Here is a 21,731-nt window from a genome sequence, read left to right as displayed (position 1 = left end):
TCGCCTAGCTTTCATCCAGTATTTTTTCCAGTTCATCGATTGTAATCAAGACACTGCGCGCCTTACTTCCAACGTTATCGGATACGACTCCAATTGCGTATAGTTCCTCAACAATTTTTTGAGCGCGATTGAATCCAATCCGAAACTCTTTACTAATTTTATTGATCGACGCTTCTTCATTTTCTACAACAAAACGAGCGACCTCTTCAAACAAGTCATCCATACTCTCATTACGTGTTGCTTTTTTCACCAAGGTTTCTTGGGTAAACATGTACTCACTTGGGCGTTGCTTACGGATGAACTCATTGACATTATATATTTCACTATCACTGATATAGGCACCCTGTACCCGGATTTGAGGTTTACCACTTTCGGCAAACAACATATCACCACGACCCAGTAATTTATCGGCTCCGGCACTATCAATAATCGTCATGGAATCAATATAGCTACTAACCATAAATGCGATACGAGTAGGAATGTTCGATTTAATCGTTCCTTTAACAACATCCGTCGATGGACGTTGGGTAGCAATAATTAAATGCATTCCTGCAGCACGCGCTTTTTGGGTAATCCGCATAATTGCTTCTTCAACACTGTTGGATGCAATCATCATCAAATCGGCAAGTTCGTCGACAATGATAACGATGTATGGCATTTTATCTAAGTTCTCATTGAAGGCCTTGTTGTTATAGGAGGTGATGTCTTTCACGCCTTCTTCTTTAAATATCACAAAACGACGTTCCATTTCTTCCACTGCCCAGCGTAATCCAGCCGTCGCAATTTTACTATCGGTAATAACCGGCGTAATGAGATGTGGCAACTCATTGTAGGCGCTAAGTTCGACCATTTTCGGATCAATCAACATCAATTTTAAATCATCGGGAGAATACGTAAATAGCAAACTCATTAATATCGTATTAATACAAACACTTTTTCCACTTCCGGTTGCGCCAGCAACCAAGCCGTGGGGCATTTTTGAAATCGATGTATAAACACCATTCCCATCAATATCGAGTCCAAGGGCAATGGTTAATGGATCTTTGCTATGCGTAAACTCATCACGACTGACAATATCGACAAAATGAACAATTTCCGGGATTTCATTCGGCACTTCAATACCGACGGTGTTCTTCCCAGGAATTGGGGCTTCCATTCGAATCTCTTTCGCAGCCAATGCCATTTTTATATTATCGGTAATACCGGTAACTTTTTTGACGTACACGCCACTTTCTAATTCAATTTCATAGCGTGTTACCGTAGGACCTTTGGTATAGGTTTTCACGCGTGCACCAACACTGAACTCCTCAAACGTACGATCAAGAATATCGATTTGATTTTGAACCCAATCATCGGTATTGGTTGCTTGTTTTACCGGTCTTGTCAATAGACCTGTATGAGGCAATTTATAACTACCATATTGTTGACGAAGTGGTTTCTTCGGATATCGTTTCGGTTCTGGCTTTGGCTCAATGTTAGGTTGAGGTTCATCAACGAGTACTTCTTCTTGGATGTCCTTCCGTGCTTCTTTTACGGTATCTTTATCAAAGAAATCACCGAGACTCGTTTTCGGTTGCGGTGGTGTTTGCCGTGGTTGTTCAGTTACCTCTGAAACAATGGGATCGTTCAGTCGATGACGACGCTTACCTTGATGTTCCATCGCTTCTTTTAAGTTCTTTCCTTTCACCAAATCAAACTCCGGATATGCCGTTCCATATCGTTCTTCCATGGTTTCTTTTGTCATTTTCGGTTTGGTTCGGAATCCATCTAATTGCAAATCCAAATCACCGGTACGTTTGGTTGGATTTGGGATGACGATTTCGTCTTTTACATGCGTCCCAAAAATCGGTGACACAAAGTGATCTTTCTGATACTTCTTCGTCATCGATTCATCTTGAATTTGTGGAATTTCAAACGGTTTGGTATCCGGCGTTCGTTCTTCCACAACATTCTTTCGTTTTTTCCATCCAAACATTGAGCTCACCTCTTATTTTGTTTGTGCATCGTTAATAAATGCTTTGATCTGATCGTAGGACTTACGTTTCTTATCGACATATCGTCCTACTTCTTCACCATTCTCAAAATACAAGAAACTAGGAATTCCAAAAATCTCTAGATGTTTTGCTAGATTAATATCAACATCACGATCCATACTATAAAACTCAATGGTACTAAATTCGTTTTCCAACCGAGGTAAATGTGGTTTCGTTGCAAAGCAGTCGGGACACCATTTCGTATACCAATACACCAATACGTTCGGTTCATTTTCAATCACATCATAAAACTGTTTAAGGGTTTTGATCTCCTTCATCTTCATCGTCTCCTTCTGTCAGTAAATCCTCCATGTCTCCTTCAACAAGGCCAAGATCAACGTCCTTGTCAAAAAGTTTCTTACTGTAGATTTTAGTGGTTTCTTCACCGACCACACTAATAATCACAACACAAACTTTCCGTGTCATAACATCAATACTAGTGTTGATTACTAGTTTTCGAAACCAATAAACGGGATTGATTGCATTCAATGCCATCCCACCATATTTTAACACTTTTCCAAGTTTTGCCTTCTTTGCTGCTTTGACAATTTTACTTTGTTCCAAATTTCGTTTCTTTTCATATAGATTAACAATATGAATAATCCGTGTTTTCTTAGCATTTTTTAATACGGGAATCTCAAGCAATGTATCAATCCGGTTGGTAATATAGTGATTGAGTTCCATCAGTTCCGTAACGCTTAATTCCAGCATCGGATATTTCGACTCCGGAAAGAAATAACGACTGATTTCTTCGAGTAGTTCATATGCCATAGCGGATGTTGATTTGAATGCACCATCTTGATCGTATTTCAGCATTCGTTTTAACTTCCGTTGTTTTTCATAGATTAGATTTTTCAGATCCTCTGGATCCATTTCTCGATCAGGACGCTTGATATCAGCTAAATCCAATCGTCGTCCGCGAAAGGTGAAAAAAGTGAAAAATGCCAAAAAAGCGACAATTCCTGTCACCATGCCTAAAAAGAAATTCGCAAAGCCCGAAAAACTAGTAAAATCAAAAGGCATTTTCATCACGTCCAATCTACCCATCATTATAACATATTTTTGTTTTGTATTGTGTATATTTTACGAATGTGGCATAATACTATGAGGTGATATTTATGGAAAAGTATTTAATTGCACTTGATTTGGACGGCACCCTCCTTGCGGATTGGCAAACAATTACGCCAAAAACCAAAAAATATTTACGCTCCTTGTCACAACAAGGACACGACATTGTTATAGCGACAGGACGTCCATTTCGGAGCAGTGAAGAATTCTATGATCAACTCGGACTAACAAGCCCAATTATCAATTATAACGGTGGTTTAATCACCAATAAACACGACCCTGATTTTGACGTGCGAAACATCTCGATTCCCAAAGAATACATCTACGACATCGTCCAACAGAATAAGGACATCATTAAGAATGCATTTGGTGAAGTATTGGACGACATCTTCCTATGGCATGATACCGAGGAAATTCGACCATTATTACATTACTTTAACGGTGCCAAACTCACTGTCGGCCATTTTGAAGACATTTTACATGAAGATCCCAATGGTTTCTTAATTGTTTGTCACCAGGGACAGGCACAGCATCTTGAAGACTTCATTGCAGACAAATACAAAGACCGTGTTCTTGCACGTAATTGGGGCTCATTTTATAATTATGTCATTGAACTATATACTCCAGAAACCAACAAAGGACTTGGTTTACAGTACGTTGCCGAACACCTTGGGTATGATCAAGATCACATCATCGCATTTGGCGACGCTCACAATGATATTGAAATGCTACGGTATGCTGGTCTCGGTGTTGCCATGAAAAATGCTCAAGATCGCCTGAAAGTCCACGCCGATGACATAACCGAATATGATAACACGGAAGATGGCCTTGTTCATTACTTAACATCGTTCTTTAAAACCAAACAAAAACACGTAAAAAAATAACGTGTTTTTTATTTAGAAAAAGCCCATTTAATTTAGAAAGTCCTTTCATCTTATTACTTTGTCTGATAGAGTAATCATGTGAACACTCCCACTACTTACAATAGGTATTGTTGAAGTAGGGGCTTCTCGGGTAATGCGCACTATCGCGCGCAAATCAATCGAGCTATCAAGGTTGTCCCATCCTCTATGTAATATCTATTCTTTTGTTTTCTGTTTTTACTCCCTTCTACTATTTACCTACTTGCATACTATCATATTGTTGTAGAAGTGGCAAAATGCAGAAAACGCAATATTTTCGAAAATGCAAAGCATTTCTGCACCAGAAATGATATATATTCATCTCCCACTTACCAAATTTTCGAAAATTTGCTTGAAGAAGGAGTCTTCTATATATGAAACGATAAAAGTACTCTGACAGATAAAGTAATTGAGGTGTTATTTATGAAACGAATCACAATTAACAACATTGTCCGCCCCTATGCGAAGCCGTCAAACGCTCGGGCGATATGGCAACTAGCAAACACGTTACTCCCGTATTTTGGTCTAATCGCGTTGATGTTTTGGATGCTACAAGCAGGTATTCACTACCTATTGGTCCTTCCATTATCAATATTACCGGCACTATTTTTAGTCCGGATATTTATCTTGTTTCATGACTGCACACACAGTTCCTTTATGACATCCAAAAAATGGATGACCGTGATTGGACATGTCCTTGGAATATTGACGTTTACGTCCTATCATCAATGGCAACGCGAACACTTAACCCATCACCGAACCGTTGGTAATTTACAACAACGAGGGGTTGGAGATGTATGGACAATGACCGTCGATGAATACCAACAGACTTCGTGGTTAAAACGTTTGGGTTATCGTCTATATCGTCATCCCTTCTTCTTATTTGGGATTGGTCCATTCTACATGTTTGTCATTAATCAACGTCTACCGATTGCGATGAAAACCAAAAAAGATTGGATTAGTTTACTCATTTCAAATCTCGGGATTTTAGCAATCATCCTCACGGTTTCATTCACCGTTGGATTTAAATACTATTTGATGATTCAACTTCCAATTATCTTCATTGCCTCTTCTCTTGGCGTATGGCTGTTCTTTGTCCAACACCAATACGAAGAAGTCTACTGGGCAGATAGCGATGAATGGGATATCACCGAAGCCGCATTAAAAGGATCGAGTGTCTATAAACTACCACGTATTTTAGATTGGTTTACCGGTAATATCGCGTATCACAATGTTCATCATTTAAACGCACGTATTCCCAATTATAACCTTCGAAAACTATTCCACTCAACCAAAGCATTCCGCAATTCCAAAGAGATCAATATTCTTGAAAGCATCCACTTAGCAACACTTTACTTATACGATGAACGTCTCAAGAAACTCATATCACGTAGAACATTCAAGAAACAATACAGTTAAACAACAAAACCTTCAAAACACCATGTTTTGAAGGTTTTTAATATTCGGTTATTTTAAGTACTCACGGATGGCTCGCATCTCTTTGTTTTTATCCATGTACCAATTGGACGAGAAGACACGATATAAATCCCAGTTTCGAGCACGAAGATACTTCTCTTGATGAATTAAATCACGGCGTGCAGTCATATCTAGGTTGTTGTCGACATCACAAATAATACCAAGCAAATACTCATTGTTATCTTCATCATAAACCGCTAAATCAATACTGTAACGACCGATACCAATATTTGTTTTTACATGATATCCACTACGTTCCACCCGTGCTTTAACGTCTTCGACAAATGGCGATAATACATCCGAACGTTCCGTCGCATCGGTATGGTGTAATTGCTGTAGTACGTCCCGAGCTAAATCGGGCTTATTGTTCGAAATATAGTAGCAATAACGCATATAGTTTTTCAACAACTTCGGTCCTGTACTTTTTAAATCTTCTACTTTTAGCTCTTCTGGATAGAGTGATGAGACGAAATATACTTTTTGTTTTGCCCGGCTAATGGCGACGTTCAAACGATTTTGACCACCTTCGTTATTCAGCCATCCAAAACGACGATGAACAATCCCCTCAGGATCACGGCCATACCCCATTGAGAAAATGATAATGTCGCGCTCGTCACCCTGTACATTTTCGATGTTTTTCACAAACAAGCTCTTATCTTCGCCATCTTCTTGACGGAATAATTCTCGTTCAAATAGCTTTTGGTATTTACCGCGCTTGAAGAGTTCCTCATCAATGTAATTCTCAATCAAGTCTCGTTGGGAACTATTAAATGTAATAACCCCAATGGTTTCATTATTTGTGCGTTCGCGAAACACTTTTCGCAATAACCTAATGACCGCTTTCGCCTCTTCTTCATTACGTCGATTATCAAATACACCATCTTTTACATGAACGTATTCAATTGGTGGTTTGTCCGGTGTTTGTTGATTCGGTGATACGATTAATTTTCCTTCGTAGAATGCATAATTACTAAAGGCAATCAACTCTTCATAGCGACTACGATAATGGTAGTTTAAAATGGTCTCATAGTATTTGTAGCGTGCTAAATCTAGCAGACTTTTCGCATCCATTGTAATGTCTTTAATCACGTCTTCTTCGTAGTACTCATCGTCGTCTTCAAGACGTCCAATTCCAAGCGATGAAGGTCGTAACTGTTTCGTATCTCCCGCAATGACCACTTTCTTAGCTCGATAGATGGAAGGGATTCCTTTTTCAACATACATCTGCGATGCTTCATCAAAGATTACCACATCAAACATACCATACACCAATGGCAAGATGGCACTTACGGTTTCTGGTGTCATCATCCAAATTTTAATGCTGTTCATCAATTCCAACTGAAACTGATTAATAAATGCTTTGACACTAAGTTTACGTTCACTTTCCAAACTGCGTTTGATATCCATAATTCGTTTGGAATCCAGTAGATTTAAGGCATATTTATAAAGTTCCATATCAAAGGTTTCAATCGTGATTTCTCGTTTTTGTTCCATCAGTCTGTCGAGTTCTTGACGCTTGTCTTCGTACTTATCAAAGATGTATAAATACTCTTGATGTTGTGCTTTAAATTCTTCTAAGTATCCAGTATAAAACGCATCAAATAAATACCGTCTTATCTTCGCTGGATCCTCACGATTCATCAGTTGTGGATGCGTTAAAAACATGTTGAGGAATTTGTGTTTAAACGGTGTTAGTTCTTTATGACGTTTCCGTAATTTATTGAGTTTATTGAGGTTGGTCATGATGTAGTTATGCAACGTATCATCTTGTAATAGAAGTTTCATATAGGCTTTATCAATCGATCGTTTTTTAGTGAGATACAATATTGACTTTTTATGCCCTTCGATAAACTCTTTTTTCAATTTTCGACGTTTCAAGAACCACACATGTTCCAACTGATTTTCTAGTTTTCGAAATTCTTCTGTGAAGTTTTCCAAATCGATCTTATTACTGCGTGATATTTTTGTTTCTAGTTTTTCTAGAAGTGGATAGTCTCGGCACATTGTTTCGTATCGAAGATAGTCACGCAAATGGGCATTTGTATCAAATGTTTGTTCCAAAATATCCATTTGTTTAAACGTAATATCGCCAAAGACACTGGCAAATAATTGATGCACTTGTTTAGGTGTAAAATCGGCAAGAACGTCCTTATCTCGTACATACCGTGAATACAATTTATGAATCGGTACATACTGAATCGATTCATGATACAAGAGTTCAATCGCCCGATCCATATCAAACAGGACTTTGGATATTTGTTGTTCCAACTCATAAATATCATTATTCAACGTTCGTTCGGGTGCTGAGGGACTCACAAAGGTCTGCATCTTTTGATAGAATGCTTGCTTGTTTTCCGTATCGTCAATAAACATCGTGTATCGCGATGCGTTTTTTAGTCGCGAGTAAATCACATCCAAAGCGACTTTTTTCTCACTGACAACTAGGACGTTTTGTCCTTTTAAAACACTGGATGCAATCAAACTGGTAATGGTTTGACTTTTCCCCGTTCCCGGTGGCCCCCAAATCACAAGTTTTTGTTCGGTATTCACCAAATCAATGACTTTCTCTTGGGCGTAGTTCACATCATTTATATACGATAACCGCTCTTCATTGATCGGTGCACTAGACAATTGAAAGACGACATCTTTTTCTTGAGAGTACAAGTTGCTTTCGTCAATTAAACCTTCCAATAAATCATTGTATTTTTGTTGATCCAAAATCGTACTCATATCTTTTTGAATCATCGATGAATAGAGTTTGTACCGTCCTAACGTCATGTATTCCAACAGGTGAAAGACCCCTTTTTTTCGTTTGACGAATTGATCTTTCAGTTCCCGCTTAAAAGGAATGAAATCCATGGATACTTCTGGTTTTTTTAGTTCAATACCATTGGCTTCGTAATAGGGAATGACAATATCTCTAATGGCCTTAATCGATACTTCTTGTAAGAACGGTGTTTTGGAATCCACATCATTCTGTTCAAATTTAGATATTGCTAGTAATAAATCACGGTTGAAAATAATATCTTTATCCGTTACTTTATGCAATTCAAAGGCTCGTTGCTTTCGCACCAATTTAACTGGAAAATATAAAAGCGGTGCCTTTATCGCGAACTGATCGCGTTTAAATACACCTTCTACATAAGGATAGGCCAGGTAGAGATCATAGGAACCCGTTTCTTTTTCATCCTTGTTGGTTTCCCGGTATAACACCGTGATGTGTCGTTCTAGTTGGTCCCCTTCAATCGTGGATGGAAATCGTAATGACAATACTTTTTGTCGCTTATTTGTGAGAAATTGGACAATCTCTAAATTTAGTTGTAATGCAGCCATGTCAAAATTACGTCGTCGGACGATTTTTCCCATGTATAAATTGGGATTTCTGCGCGATATATTGGTGAGTCGATCTTTGTAGTGATCGAGGACCTTAAAGGCTGTCTTCGAGACATGAACTTCATTGACACTCTCTTGTTGATAGGTCATAATCACTTGCAAGAATCGACTGGCATAGCGTTCCATAAATACACGACCAATACCGGATATCGCTAAAAAATCACTGATTTTCAGTGGTTTCGTTTTAGCGATTTCACGTAACACATTATCCGAACATACCGGAACTTGTCGTCCTTTTAACTGTTCTTCCTGACGTATCGTGTCTCGTAATTGATCCAATGATTCTAGTAATCGATCTTTTTGCAATGCCATTGTATCACCTCAAGTTGTGCCATCCCCTAGAAAAACTATTTTGTCAAATGTCGTGTTATTCGCAAGGCAAACAACATTAGAATTCCAAAGAATCCAAATGCCCCAGGTAACACAATCATTTCAAAAACATCTAAAATCGCATTTGAATCCAGTAATACCGACACAAAAATCACTCCGGACATGACAATCATAAACGTTCCCCCAATTAGTGCGGTGACGTCGATGATAAAATTGAACTTGGATTCAAACCATTCTATCAAACGGTTAACGTTATCCTTCATTTGTCTCCCCCATTTCATATCATTCTCATTATATCATAGGTCGTATATGTTCCTATGAAGATTATGTGAAAACAAATGAAAAAAAGATATCCTAAAATGGATATCTTCGTTTGTTTTTACCTTTTCCCTTTTTCTTTTGTCGGGATGGTTGTTGCATCGCTGAAAGTGGGTTCGCAGGATTCATTTGAGCGGGATTCATCGAGCCCATTCGTTTCATCATTTGCGCTTGTTGATCCATCGTTTGAATCAAGCGATTCACATCGCTCACACGACGACCACTACCGCTTGCAATACGACGACGACGTGAGGAAGAACGGGCAATCAATTTGGGATTTTTTCGTTCTTCTTTGGTCATACTTGAAATCATCGCTTCAATATAGACCAATTGTTTTTCATCAATATCTTGGCCTTTTAATGCTTTTCCCATACCGGGTATTAGTTTTAAGATTCCGCCAAGAGATCCCATTCGTTTAATCATTTTTAATTGTTTGATGTAGTCGTTATAATTAAATTTCCCACTCATCATTTTTTCCATCATACCCATCATATCGTCTTCATCGATATTCTCGGTGACCTTATCAACAAGGGTCATGACATCGCCCATACCGAGGATTCGTGAGGCCATACGTTCCGGATGGAACACTTCGAGTTGATCGAGTTTTTCACCCATTCCCATCAATTTAATCGGGACGTTGGTGATGCGACGCAAGGATAGTGCAGCTCCCCCGCGAGTATCGCCATCCAATTTGGTTAAAATTGCACCCGTTACTTGTAAGGTGGAATGGAAATGTTCGGTAACATTGACAGCATCTTGTCCGGTCATTGCATCTAACGTCAACAATACCTCATCAGGTTTCATAATTGATTTCACTCGGACAAGTTCATCCATCATCGAATCATCAATATGAAGGCGTCCTGCGGTGTCCGCAATAACCAGATTATTACCGTTTGAAACGGCATAATCCATCGCTTCTTGAATGATGATTTCCGGTTTCTTTGTTGTTCCTTGCTCGTAAATATCAACATTCAATTGTCCAGCCAAGGTTTTGAGTTGTTCCACTGCGGCGGGGCGATATATATCCAGTGCAACCAATAATGGTTTTACATTGTGTTGTTTTCGTAAAAATAGTGCTAGTTTACCAGCGGTGGTTGTTTTCCCAGCACCCTGTAATCCCACCAGCATAACTTTGGTTATACCAACCATGTTCATACCGATTGGTTCGGCTTTATCTCCCATGACTTGTTGCAACTCGTCATGAACGATTTTAACAACTTGCTGTCCTGGATTTAGTCCTTTTAAGATCTTTTCACCCAGGGCTTTTTCTTTCACATCTTTGGTAAATTCACGTACCACTTTATAATTAACATCCGCCTCCAGTAAACTGAGACGCACTTCACGCATCATATCATTGATGTCTTGCTCGGTCAGACGACCTTTACCCGTCACCCGACGCATCGCCATTTGGAGGCGATCACTTAAATTCTCAAATGCCATATTATCACTCTACTTTTCGCAACTCTTCAAGCAGTTTATGTATCGTTTCATCACTGCCTTTTTTGTCGTATTTTTGATGGATTTCTTCGCGTTTCTTAGCTTGTTCATGAAGATGCAACTTCATTTCCAAATCGTATAGTTTCTGAACCGTACGTTTCAATAAATCATGAACGCCGTTTCGACTTATATTCTCATTCTCACTAATCTCACTAATCGAAAAATCATCAAAATAGTACTGTTCAAAATATCGTTTCTGCTTGTCTGTTAATAACGGATTATACAAGTCGTACAGCGATTGCAATTCCAGTGTTTTCTCTAAAATGTCCATTAGAAAATCCCCTCAAACATGCCATAGATGTATTCCTCAATATCAAAATGCTCTAAGTCATCTAGGGTTTCGCCTAGACCGACGTATTTAATCGGTATATCCATTTCATCACGAATCGCAAGCACAATACCACCTTTTGCTGTTCCATCTAACTTGGTAAGAACTATCCCAGTAATGGTTGTCACTTCATTAAAGATTTTTGCTTGTGACAATCCATTTTGTCCCGTTGTCGCATCAATCACCAATAATGTTTCATGGGGTGCACCATCAATTTCACGTCCAATAACTTTATTAATCTTTTCCAATTCTTTCATCAAATTCGTTTTATTTTGAAGCCGTCCAGCCGTGTCGCACAAGATTACATCAATCTCGTTTTTCTTGGCATGTTCGATGGCATCAAACATCACACTGGACGGATCACTGCCTTCTTCTTTGGCATAAAAATCTGCACCAACACGCTCTGCCCATATCTTTAATTGATTGATCGCTCCAGCACGAAATGTATCACCGGCCACCATCAGTACTTGTTTTCCTTTTTTGATGTATTCATAAGCTACTTTCGCTATTGTTGTTGTTTTTCCAACACCATTAACACCGACAAACAACACGACATTAACCCGATTTTGTTGGATATCTAAATTCGAAGATACAATGGAATCTTTCACATACAAACGAAACAATTGATCAATCAATAATTCTTTTACTTCCTCAACATCCGTAACCCCTCTTGTATCGACTTCTTTGCGAAGGTGACTGACAATTTTAACAACGGTATTGACACCAATATCGGCCATGATAAAGATTTCTTCTAGTTCATCAAAAAGGTCATCGGATATATCCGACCGATTGTCTAATAATTCTTGAAGATGAGCGAGGACACCACGCCTGGTTTTCGCCATTCCAATACGATATTTCTCTGCTTGTTCTTTTTTACTTTTGGATTGAAATAAATTCTTAAAGAATCCCATCATCTCACCTCACTCAAAAAACCAAAAATCATTATAACATACCCATCCAAATTATACCATAATAATAAAAAATACCCTATAGAAAGGGAAAATCCGCCTCTCGGCGGATTAAGGAAGGGGATGTGTGAATAATAAATATTCACCATGCTATGTAAGGGATAAGTTGCGACTATGTCGCATCTTTAATATAACACATAACGCCTAAAAATGTCAACCATATATCTAAAAAAACTAGTGAACGAAAATGGTGAAATTCGTATAATAAAAAACGGCTAATTATAGCCGTTTAATGAGTTTTTTTAGTACATTGACCACTATCGAGAATTGGACAGTCTAAATAGTTCAAATTCCGACCTATTTTGAGACAACAAATCCACACTCTTTGGAGTTGGAACAAACGACTTCACCTTTGTCATTTTCAATGAGTAGTCGGCCACATTCAGGACAGGCTTCACCAGTTGGCTTCCCAAATAGCATATTGCGACATTTCGGGAAATTATTACATGCATAGAACGTCTTACCGGCATTGCGTCCTTTTTTGGCGACACGTTCAACGATTTCCCCGGTTCCACATTTAGGACAGGTAATCCCGGTGGTTTTGGGTTCTATACGCGCTTCTTTTTCTTTGGTCTTAATGTATTTACAAGCAGGGAAATTACTGCATGCTTCAAAGGTTCCATACTTGGATTGGCGAAACACCATTTTATGGCCACATTTGGGACAATCTTCACCGGTATATTTGGGTGCGATTTTTTCCATGTTTTTATTGGCATTTTCGACCATCGGGATAAAGGAATTGTAGAATTGGGTGACGATCCGTGTTTGGTGTTCTTCGCCTTCAGAGATATCATCGAGGACTTTTTCCATCCGAGCGGTATAGTCTGCACTCACTATTTGGCTGAAGAATTGGTCCAGTTTTTCAATCGTTAACATTCCTTGTTCCGTCGGAATGAATCGCTTTTCTTTGACGGACACGTATTTCCGATTCTTCAATGTCGAGATCGTTTGGGAATAGGTCGATGGACGACCGATCCCGAGATCTTCCATTTCTTTAATGAGCCGTGCTTCACTGTATCTTGCCGGTGGTGATGTGAAGTTTTGGGTGGTCTCGACGTTTAATGCCGTTAACACATCTCCTTCAGTAAGTTCCGGTAATTGCGATGTTTGCACGGTATCGTAGGTATATACTTTCAAGTACCCATCAAACACAACTTCTTGTGCCGATGCTTTGAACTCTGCTTGTTGATTGGTAAGCAAGACATCGGTTACTTGAATTTTGGCTGCCTTCATTAAAGACGCTAACGTTCGATTATATATCAACTTATAGAGGTTATACTCATCACGGGACAAGTATTGTTTGACATCTTTTGGACGATGGAATACACTTGTTGGACGAATCGCCTCATGTGCATCTTGAACATTCAGAGATTTCTTGGCTTTACGAATATATCCTTTGTATGCTTTTCCATATTCCTCTTCAATGAACTTGATTGCAGGATAACTAAAAGTTTCCGACAGACGAATACTGTCGGTACGCATATAGGTTATCAAACCAACCGTCTCGTTAGCCAAGTCGATTCCTTCGTATAATCGTTGGGCAATCAACATCGTTTTACGAGAACTAAAATTTAGTTTATTGGATGCTTCTTGTTGTAGCGACGACGTCGTAAATGGAAGTTTAGTTTCACGTTTACGTTCGCGTTGTTCAACAGTAGCAACAAGATAGTTATCATCCAATGTTGCGACGAGTTCATTGGTCTCTTGTTCAGAGGACAATTCCACTTTGGTATTGTTGAATTTAGCTAATTCCGCATTAAAAAGTTCAAATTGTGCTTGAACTTTCCAATATTCTTCGGGAACAAACGCTTGGATTTCTTTTTCCTTATCGACAATAATTTTTAAGGTTGCGCTTTGCACACGTCCTGCAGATTTACTTTTAATTTTATTCTGCAATAACTTCGATAATTTAAATCCGATAATCCGGTCTAAAATTCGTCTGGTTTCTTGCGAAGAGACGAGATTATAATCAATATCTCGTGGATGTTCAAATGCTTCTAACACCCGATCTCGTGTGATTTCATTGAAAATAACACGATGGGTCGGGCGATCACCGATATCCAGCGTCTGAAACAGATGCCAACTAATGGCTTCTCCTTCACGGTCGGGGTCGGTCGCTAAAAATACTTCATCCGTTTTATGAACGGCTTTTTTCAAATCAGCGACTACTTTTTTCTTTTCTTTGATGACTTCATACTGTGGTTGGAAGTCATTGTCAATATCCAATCCCAGTCCACCTTGGCCACGGATGGCCAAATCACGGATATGTCCTTTGGAGGATAATACCGTATAATCGGGTCCAAGATACTGCTCAATGGTTTTCGATTTACTGGGGGATTCGACGATTACAAGTTTCTGACTCATGGTCTCAACTCCTTATGCAACATTATATTAATACATAGGATGATGGTGCTGTCAAGAGGGCATTTTTATTATATATATTATAGATATATATAAGTTTTTTCTCACTCTTTTATCACAAATGTCATCCGATCTTTTCCCTGCATGTCTTTCTTCTGAACAATCGTTGCATCGGGAAAATGATCTTGAATTAATTTGCGTAATGCTTTTGCGGTATTGAATGCATGCTCAAAGGCAAGGATAAATTTATCAGGAGTAATGGAGGATACTTGCTGGATTATTCGGCGATAGAAATATAAACCATCTTCACCACCGAACAAAGCAATACTTGGTTCGTGATCAACGACAACATCCTCGACATACTCATTCTCGGGAATATACGGTGGATTCGATACGATAATGTCAAAGATTTGGTCTTGTACAGGAAGGGTTAAATCTCCTTGATAAAAGGACACATTCGCGCCAAGTTTCTCGTTGTTGCGTTTGGCGACCGCCAAAGCCGCATCACTAATATCTGTCGCGGTAACACTCATATGTGGTTCTTCCAAATCCAACGTGATCGCCAAACAACCACTTCCGGTTCCGATATCGAGGACACGAACGTCTTGCCCACCAAACACGTCATCGTATATCAACAATACATTGGCTACCAGTTCCTCGGTTTCAAATCGAGGAATCAATACATCCTCGTTCACTTCAAAAGTATACCCGAAAAAATATTCTTCTCCAGTAATATGCTGTACGGGTATATTACGAATCACGTATCGATCGACACCATACAAAAAGTCTTGATATTGTTCTTCCGGCATATCATCATCCATATGCAACAGTAGTTCTGTCGAACTCATCTGGGAGAAATATAGTAATAAGATTTTAATACCCGTGCTTTCTTTTTGATTATCAATCGCATATTGTTCATTGATTTGTAAGATCTCGCGATAACTGGGCATATCTCTCACTCCTTTGTTCATTGAAAAAGAGCACGAAGCTCTTTTTAGTGGTCTTTTCCTTCTAGTTTTCGTTTTAAGTCTTCGGTAATTAACGCATCAATAATCGGTTCTAGTTTACCTTCCATAACCCGATCGAGTTGTAAAATGGTAAATCCAATGCGGTGATCGGTGACACGATTTTGCGGATAATTATAGGTCCGAATTTTCTCACTGCGATCACCAGAACCAATTTTACTACGACGTTCCTGTCCTTCTTTTTCTTGTTGTTCTTGAAGGATACGGTCGTACAAACGTGCTTTTAAAATCCGTAATGCCGATGCTTTGTTTTCGTGTTGACTTTTTCCATCTTGACAAGTGACAATTAATCCCGTTGGTTCGTGAGTGACACGAACCGCACTGTCGGTGGTATTAACACTTTGGCCACCAGCACCACTACTGCGGTAGGTATCGACGCGAACGTCACTCATATTCAATTCAACTTCGATATCCTCTGCTTCCGGCAAGACAAGTACGGTTGCGGTTGACGTATGAACCCGTCCTTGACTTTCGGTTTGAGGGACACGTTGAACCCGGTGTGCTCCAGATTCGTACTTCATGTACGAATACACACTCTTTCCTGAGATAGTAAACTCCACTTGTGAAAATCCACCCGCGTCATTCACTTCGGCATTTGTAACTTCCAACTTCCACCCTTGGGTTTCAGCATATTTTGTATACATCCGAAATAGATCTCCAGCAAAGATGTTCGCTTCACTACCTCCAGCAGCTCCACGAATTTCACAGATAACGTTTTTTTCATCATTCGGATCTTTGGGAATCAACAAGACTTTAAGTTCCTCTTCAATTTCGGGAACGCGCGGTTTCAACTCATCGAGTTCCATATGCGCCATTTCGACAATCTCAGGATCGTCTTCATGCATCATATCTTTTAAATCCGAAATGGTTTGTAAGACGTCTTTGTATTCCTTATATAATGTAACAATTGGTTGTAACGAACTTTGCTCCTTGGCAAGTTCCGTCATACGCGGAATATCCGTAACAATCTCAGGATCCATTAATAGCGTTGTCAATTCTTGATATCGTTCTTCAATTTTATCGAGTCGTTCTAACATATTATCACTTCCATCGCTCATTATATATCAATCAATCAGAATTTTCAAACAACAATCCACCGGGTTGTCCTAGTTTGCGTAAGAAATAGATAACCCACACGACAAGGACGGTACCTTTGATAATCGATGAACCACTGACGGCCCACCATATTCCTGCATATCCTAAGGATGCACTGAGGAGAATTGCTCCTGGTATCCGAAGGATGTTCCCGACAATTCCAACACCGGAAGGATACGCCGTTTTTCCAAGTCCGTTAAACACTCCTGCAGTGGCAAGTTCGACAATCATAAACAACTGTGACACACTGAGAATTTCCAAATAGGTTTTCCCAATTGCCAGTGTCGTTGGATCACTGAAGAACAGTTTAAAAATATCTCCCGCAAAGACAAACATCAAGAGATTAATTGTCAATCCATACGGAACAAGCAAGGTCATCGATTTTTTGTACCCCAGTTTAATCCGATCGTATTTCAATGCCCCGAAATTCTGGCCAACAAAACTGGCTAGCGCCACTTGAAATCCACTAGCAATCATCCAGGCAACCGATTCAATTTGCGATCCAATGCGTTGAATTGCCAAGGGTTGATCACCATACGAAACAACCATTCGGGCAATGATCATACTAATCGTTGTAAAAAACATACTTTGGATACCTACTGGTAATCCAATCTTGACTATGCCCTTGATTACATGCCAATCAAAATAGGATTTTAGTCGCACCACAAATGGTTTGAAGCGACTGGAATATAAGATAAGATAGATAATCAGGATACTGCTTTGGCCAATACCGGTTGCCCAGGCAGCTCCTTCAACACCCATCCCCAGTCCATTTATCGTAAACAGCCCAAACACATTGACGGTTTCTAAGATAAAGAATGGATCGAGAATGATATTCAGGATTAATCCGGACATTGTGACATAGAGCGTATTGATGGTTTTTCCTAATCCATCGTAGACCCCGTTGAATAAGTTTACCGTAAAGAAGGCAATTCCAAAAAATCCAATAATCCGCATGTAGTTCATTGCCATAGTATTGACAGCTGCGGTTTCAATATCAAACCATCCAACATACATCCCATTTAATGCGATTCCAAATAACGAATACAATAAACCAAACAACAACATCAACGATAAACCGTTGTTTCCAATTCGTTCGACCTGGGTCATATCATTTTGTCCAGCTGCTTGCGCTACTTTGACGCTAGTCCCAATTTTGGCAATCATAATCAATCCAAACCCAAACCACGGATAAAAGCCGACAGTTCCAATTGCGGCCACGGCTTGTTCTGGGATTAGACCTATTTGATCGGTTTTGGATACCCAGTACATATCCGTAAGATTGTACGCCATTTGAATTAAACTTGTGGCTAGGGTGGGTAATGCAACAATCAATAAGTCTTTGATGATATTTCCTTTTGTCAAATCGAATTTCGTCTTCATGTTTGTCACCTAATTCATGTCCTGATTATACACTAAGGATTTAAAAAAAACTACCTATTTGTTTTGAAAGTTGTTGAAACTTACAATCTATACTATAATGGTTATATGACAACTAGAAAGGGGCAATATCATGGACATATTTGTTTACATTATCGGTGGCTTTTTTGCTGGAATCGCAACGGGCTTAGTGGGACTTAGTGCTGCCGTTATTATTGCTCCATTGTTCGCCACCGTTTTGGGGATGGATACCTATGTTGCAATCGGGATTGCACTAGCAAGTGATATCTTTGCTAGTTCGACCAGTGCCTTTAATTATATACGTTACAAAAACGTTGACTTAAAACGAGCCTCTTACCTAGCAATCATGGTGATTGTATTTACCATCATCGGTAGCATTGTATCCAAAGACATGAACCCCTATAATATGAACTCCGTGCTCAATATCTTTGTCGTCGTTCTTGGGATCCGCTTTTTTGTGTATCCTGTGAAAGACAATCCCCAAAATAAATTAATCAAACCAGGTAAATTTATTATTGGCCAAGCGATCTTTTGGGGAATAATCATCGGATTAATCAGCGGTTATTTTGGTAGTGGTGGTGGCCTTAGCATGCTCGCAGTACTAACGATGTTACTTGGATTCGGCCTCCGTGAAGCCGTTGGAACCAGCGTTACGATCATGACGGTTACCGCCTTTGTCGGTGCCGTAACTCACATCTTAATTATCCCGACAGAATGGCTTCCCTTAATATTTGCCAGCGTTGCTGCGTTCGTTGGAGCCAACCTAGCCAGCATCTTTGCCAATAAAGTGAATGAAATCATCCTAAATCGTGTCATTGGTGGATTCTTGATGATCTATGGTTCGATTCTTGTACTGCTGTTTTACACAAGTTAGTCAGTATTACTGTACTAAAAAAGCAATCATTGCGATTGCTTTTTTTGATGTTGTTCTTGAAAAATCAGGTTGGCTAGGGGAAATGGTTTGAGTGCTCGTTCAAAGATTCCCTGAACATAAGCAATCAAAACACCGTAATTAACAATCGGTATATCCTTGTCTACGACTTGTTTGATGCGATACATCATTTCCGTTTTATTTAACATGCATCCACCGCAATGAATCACAAGTTGAACCTCGTCCAACTCTTTAGGGAAGGAATAGCCACTACTATATATAAAATTAAAATCTTTCCCCGTATATTGCCGTAACCACCGCGGGATTTTAACCGTTCCTATATCATCGCTTTGACGATGGTGTGTGCATCCTTCACTGACCAAAATGGTATCTCCGCTTTGTAAGTGATCGATGGCTAAAGCCCCTTGAACAAGTTCTTCTAGATCGCCTTTATTTCGGGCAAATAAGATACTGAAGCTCGTCAATGGGATATCTTGGGGTGTATCAGCTGACACTTTTAGAAACGCTTGCGAATCGGTAATCACCAAGGCTGGTTTTTTGTGAAGATTTTGTAAGGTTTCTCGCAACTCATGCTCTTTGGTGACAATCGCGATTGCATCGCTTTCAAGGATGTCTCGTATGGTTTGTTGTTGCGGTAAAATTAATCGACCTTTTGGTGCAGCTTTGTCTATCGGTGTTACCAATACGACAAACTCACCGGGTTGAATTAAATCACCGACAATACGGAATTTTTCTTCTTCAAACTGAACCGTTTGTCCGATTTGTTGTTTTAACTGAGTCATTCCTGCTTTTGTCAAGGCACTGACAAAATGAATGTCATATTTACCTAAGGCATCCATCGACGACGTTGTTCCTTGATCGGTTTTATTCCCAACTAGTAGGAACGGTTTTTGTCGTTTCTTAAATTCTTTTATCAATTGCAGTTCTTCGCTAAAATCAGTTTGTTGATGATCGAAGATAATAAGACCAATATCGGTCTTATTTATGATATCATAGGTTCTTTCTACCCGCATTTTTCCTAATGTACCGATATCATCAATACCTGCTGTATCAATTAATACACAAGGTCCAAGCGGTAACAACTCGATACTCTTAAATACCGGGTCGGTCGTTGTTCCAGCCACATCACTAACCAGTGAAATTTGTTGATTCGTAAGTGCGTTTATAACACTGCTTTTCCCCGCATTTCGTCGACCAAAAATGGCAATATGAGTGCGATTGCTTCGTGGTGTTTGATTCATCATTTCACCCCTTTGATAATCCCTGGTTTCGTAATATTTAAGGGATCAAGTAGTTGATCGAGTTCCTTGTTCGTAAACAGTTTTTCTTGTACTAATATGTCTCTGATTGTCATTTGGTGCTCTTGTGCTTGTTTCACAACCCAACTTGCTTTATCGTAGCCAATGATATGAATGAGTGGTGTGATTAACGACATCGATCGCTCCAGATTTTGCTGACATATATCCTTGTTGACCACTATATTTTTTACACACATATTATTGAACTTATGAACGGTGTTAGTTAAGAGTTCAAGAGACTCGAGAAGTGCTTCAGCAATCCCTGGTAAAAAGGCATTTAGTTCCAAATTACCACGTGTTGCCAAAGAGGTAATCAATGCATCGTTGGCAATGATTTTTTCAGCAACTTGAATCGTCATTTCGAGGATTACCGGATTCACTTTTCCTGGCATGATAGACGATCCTGCTTGGTGTGGTTTTAACGATATTTCACCAATACCACCATGAGGGCCAGAGGCTAAGAATCGATAATCGTTCGCCATTTTGATCAGCGTTGTAGCAGCCACTTTTAATAAACTAGATACCTCAACAAAGGAATCGACGTTTTGAGTATTATCAATTAAATCATCAGCACGGCTTAGACCGATGTTTGTCGATTGTTGCAATTTTGATGTCATCATAAACGTATATTTAAGAGGTGCATTCATACCTGTACCAATTGCCGTCCCACCAATATTCATTGTCCGAAGTCGTTCTTCCACCTTGTATAAGCGCCATCGATCACGACTAATCACACTCGCTTGAGCCCCAAACATCTGTCCTGCAAGCATCGGAACCGCGTCCATCATTTGTGTTCTTCCAAGTTTTAATATCGATCCATATTCAGTTTCTTTTTGTTGCAATGTTTGTTGCAGAAAACTATACTCATTTGCGACTAATCGCAATTGTTTAATTGCTGCGATTCGGACTGCAGTTGGGAACGTGTCATTGGTTGATTGATGCAAATTAATGTGATTGATCGGATGGATTATATGATACGAACCACAGGGATGTCCAAGCACTTGAAGTGCCTTGTTTGCAATGACCTCATTGACATTCATATTGGTACTGGTACCAGCACCACCTTGATGCGCACAAACAACAAAGGAATCACGATAATCACCTGCTAAAATTTGATCACATGCCAATGTGATTGCCGTGGTTATTTCATCGGACAAATACCCCAGTTCATGATTGCACAATGCTGCTTGCTTTTTAATATTGACCATTTCATGAATTATTCGGTTGTTTACTACTTGTTCAGAGATGTTAAAATTCATGATAGCCCGAGCTGTAGCAATGCCGTATAAACAATTATCTGGTAGTTCTATTGTTCCCATTTGATCGGTTTCTTTACGCATGATGTC

The 21,731-nt window shown here is 39.4% G+C and carries 17 protein-coding genes; 3 read left to right on the top strand and 14 right to left on the bottom strand.

Features of this window, described 5'->3' with window-relative positions:
• Positions 1 to 4: 4 nt before the first annotated feature.
• Genes G4Z02_RS06470 through G4Z02_RS06460 form a run of 3 tightly spaced genes read right to left on the bottom strand, consistent with a single transcriptional unit; the run spans position 5 to position 3,065 of the window.
• Positions 5 to 1,975: a DNA translocase FtsK gene (locus tag G4Z02_RS06470; RefSeq protein ID WP_258877206.1), complete on the bottom strand. Its 1,971-nt coding sequence runs from the start codon at positions 1,973 to 1,975 to the stop codon at positions 5 to 7.
• A 12-nt stretch (positions 1,976 to 1,987) separates the two neighbouring features.
• The gene (locus G4Z02_RS06465; protein WP_258877205.1) at positions 1,988 to 2,311 is read right to left on the bottom strand and encodes a thioredoxin family protein; all 324 of its coding nucleotides are present in this window, start codon (positions 2,309 to 2,311) and stop codon (positions 1,988 to 1,990) included.
• The gene (locus G4Z02_RS06460) at positions 2,289 to 3,065 is read right to left on the bottom strand and encodes a hypothetical protein (protein ID WP_258877204.1); all 777 of its coding nucleotides are present in this window, start codon (positions 3,063 to 3,065) and stop codon (positions 2,289 to 2,291) included. The genes G4Z02_RS06465 and G4Z02_RS06460 overlap by 23 nt, the downstream gene beginning before the upstream one ends.
• A gap of 86 nt (positions 3,066 to 3,151) precedes the next feature.
• On the opposite strand from G4Z02_RS06460, the gene G4Z02_RS06455 reads away from it, so the two are divergent.
• Positions 3,152 to 3,985 carry a Cof-type HAD-IIB family hydrolase gene (locus G4Z02_RS06455; RefSeq protein WP_258877203.1) on the top strand — a complete coding sequence of 278 codons (834 nt, stop codon included), beginning with the start codon at positions 3,152 to 3,154 and terminating at the stop codon, positions 3,983 to 3,985.
• A gap of 441 nt (positions 3,986 to 4,426) precedes the next feature.
• A complete protein-coding gene (locus tag G4Z02_RS06450; RefSeq protein WP_258877202.1) occupies positions 4,427 to 5,422 on the top strand; it encodes a fatty acid desaturase in 996 nt (331 codons plus the stop codon).
• Between the two features lie 48 nt (positions 5,423 to 5,470).
• On the opposite strand, the gene G4Z02_RS06445 is transcribed toward G4Z02_RS06450, so the two are convergent.
• The 9 genes from G4Z02_RS06445 to G4Z02_RS06405 all read right to left on the bottom strand — a co-directional run bounded on the left by G4Z02_RS06445 (position 5,471) and on the right by G4Z02_RS06405 (position 18,177).
• Positions 5,471 to 9,184 carry an AAA domain-containing protein gene (locus G4Z02_RS06445; protein ID WP_258877201.1) on the bottom strand — a complete coding sequence of 1,238 codons (3,714 nt, stop codon included), beginning with the start codon at positions 9,182 to 9,184 and terminating at the stop codon, positions 5,471 to 5,473.
• Positions 9,185 to 9,219: 35 nt separating this feature from the next.
• Positions 9,220 to 9,465, bottom strand: a complete 246-nt coding sequence (locus G4Z02_RS06440) for a hypothetical protein (RefSeq protein ID WP_258877200.1) — start codon at positions 9,463 to 9,465, stop codon at positions 9,220 to 9,222.
• A 91-nt stretch (positions 9,466 to 9,556) separates the two neighbouring features.
• Positions 9,557 to 10,960 (bottom strand): signal recognition particle protein, encoded by a 1,404-nt coding sequence (ffh, locus tag G4Z02_RS06435; RefSeq protein ID WP_258877199.1) that lies wholly within the window; start codon positions 10,958 to 10,960, stop codon positions 9,557 to 9,559.
• Between the two features lie 4 nt (positions 10,961 to 10,964).
• Positions 10,965 to 11,288 (bottom strand): YlxM family DNA-binding protein, encoded by a 324-nt coding sequence (gene ylxM / locus G4Z02_RS06430; protein ID WP_258877198.1) that lies wholly within the window; start codon positions 11,286 to 11,288, stop codon positions 10,965 to 10,967.
• Positions 11,288 to 12,256: a signal recognition particle-docking protein FtsY gene (ftsY, locus tag G4Z02_RS06425; RefSeq protein ID WP_258877197.1), complete on the bottom strand. Its 969-nt coding sequence runs from the start codon at positions 12,254 to 12,256 to the stop codon at positions 11,288 to 11,290. The genes ylxM and ftsY overlap by 1 nt, the downstream gene beginning before the upstream one ends.
• A gap of 354 nt (positions 12,257 to 12,610) precedes the next feature.
• Positions 12,611 to 14,677, bottom strand: coding sequence for a type I DNA topoisomerase (topA, locus tag G4Z02_RS06420; protein ID WP_258877196.1), 2,067 nt, complete (start codon positions 14,675 to 14,677; stop codon positions 12,611 to 12,613).
• A gap of 101 nt (positions 14,678 to 14,778) precedes the next feature.
• Positions 14,779 to 15,624, bottom strand: a complete 846-nt coding sequence (gene prmC, locus G4Z02_RS06415; RefSeq protein WP_258877195.1) for a peptide chain release factor N(5)-glutamine methyltransferase — start codon at positions 15,622 to 15,624, stop codon at positions 14,779 to 14,781.
• A 44-nt stretch (positions 15,625 to 15,668) separates the two neighbouring features.
• Positions 15,669 to 16,736 (bottom strand): peptide chain release factor 1, encoded by a 1,068-nt coding sequence (prfA, locus tag G4Z02_RS06410; RefSeq protein WP_258877194.1) that lies wholly within the window; start codon positions 16,734 to 16,736, stop codon positions 15,669 to 15,671.
• A gap of 31 nt (positions 16,737 to 16,767) precedes the next feature.
• On the bottom strand, positions 16,768 to 18,177 hold the full coding sequence (locus tag G4Z02_RS06405; RefSeq protein WP_258877193.1) for an MATE family efflux transporter: 1,410 nt from the start codon (positions 18,175 to 18,177) through the stop codon (positions 16,768 to 16,770).
• A 130-nt stretch (positions 18,178 to 18,307) separates the two neighbouring features.
• On the opposite strand from G4Z02_RS06405, the gene G4Z02_RS06400 reads away from it, so the two are divergent.
• Positions 18,308 to 19,069 (top strand): sulfite exporter TauE/SafE family protein, encoded by a 762-nt coding sequence (locus tag G4Z02_RS06400; protein WP_258877192.1) that lies wholly within the window; start codon positions 18,308 to 18,310, stop codon positions 19,067 to 19,069.
• A 26-nt stretch (positions 19,070 to 19,095) separates the two neighbouring features.
• On the opposite strand, the gene hydF is transcribed toward G4Z02_RS06400, so the two are convergent.
• Positions 19,096 to 20,328, bottom strand: coding sequence for a [FeFe] hydrogenase H-cluster maturation GTPase HydF (gene hydF, locus G4Z02_RS06395; protein WP_258877191.1), 1,233 nt, complete (start codon positions 20,326 to 20,328; stop codon positions 19,096 to 19,098).
• On the bottom strand, positions 20,328 to 21,725 hold the full coding sequence (locus G4Z02_RS06390; protein WP_258877190.1) for an aspartate ammonia-lyase: 1,398 nt from the start codon (positions 21,723 to 21,725) through the stop codon (positions 20,328 to 20,330). Before G4Z02_RS06390 ends, hydF begins: the two co-directional genes overlap by 1 nt.
• Positions 21,726 to 21,731 lie beyond the last annotated feature (6 nt).

The sequence above is a fragment of the Candidatus Xianfuyuplasma coldseepsis genome, from assembly GCF_014023125.1.
Taxonomy (GTDB): domain Bacteria; phylum Bacillota_I; class Bacilli_A; order Izemoplasmatales; family Izemoplasmataceae; genus Xianfuyuplasma; species Xianfuyuplasma coldseepsis.
This window is presented reverse-complemented; position numbering and strand designations above follow the sequence as displayed.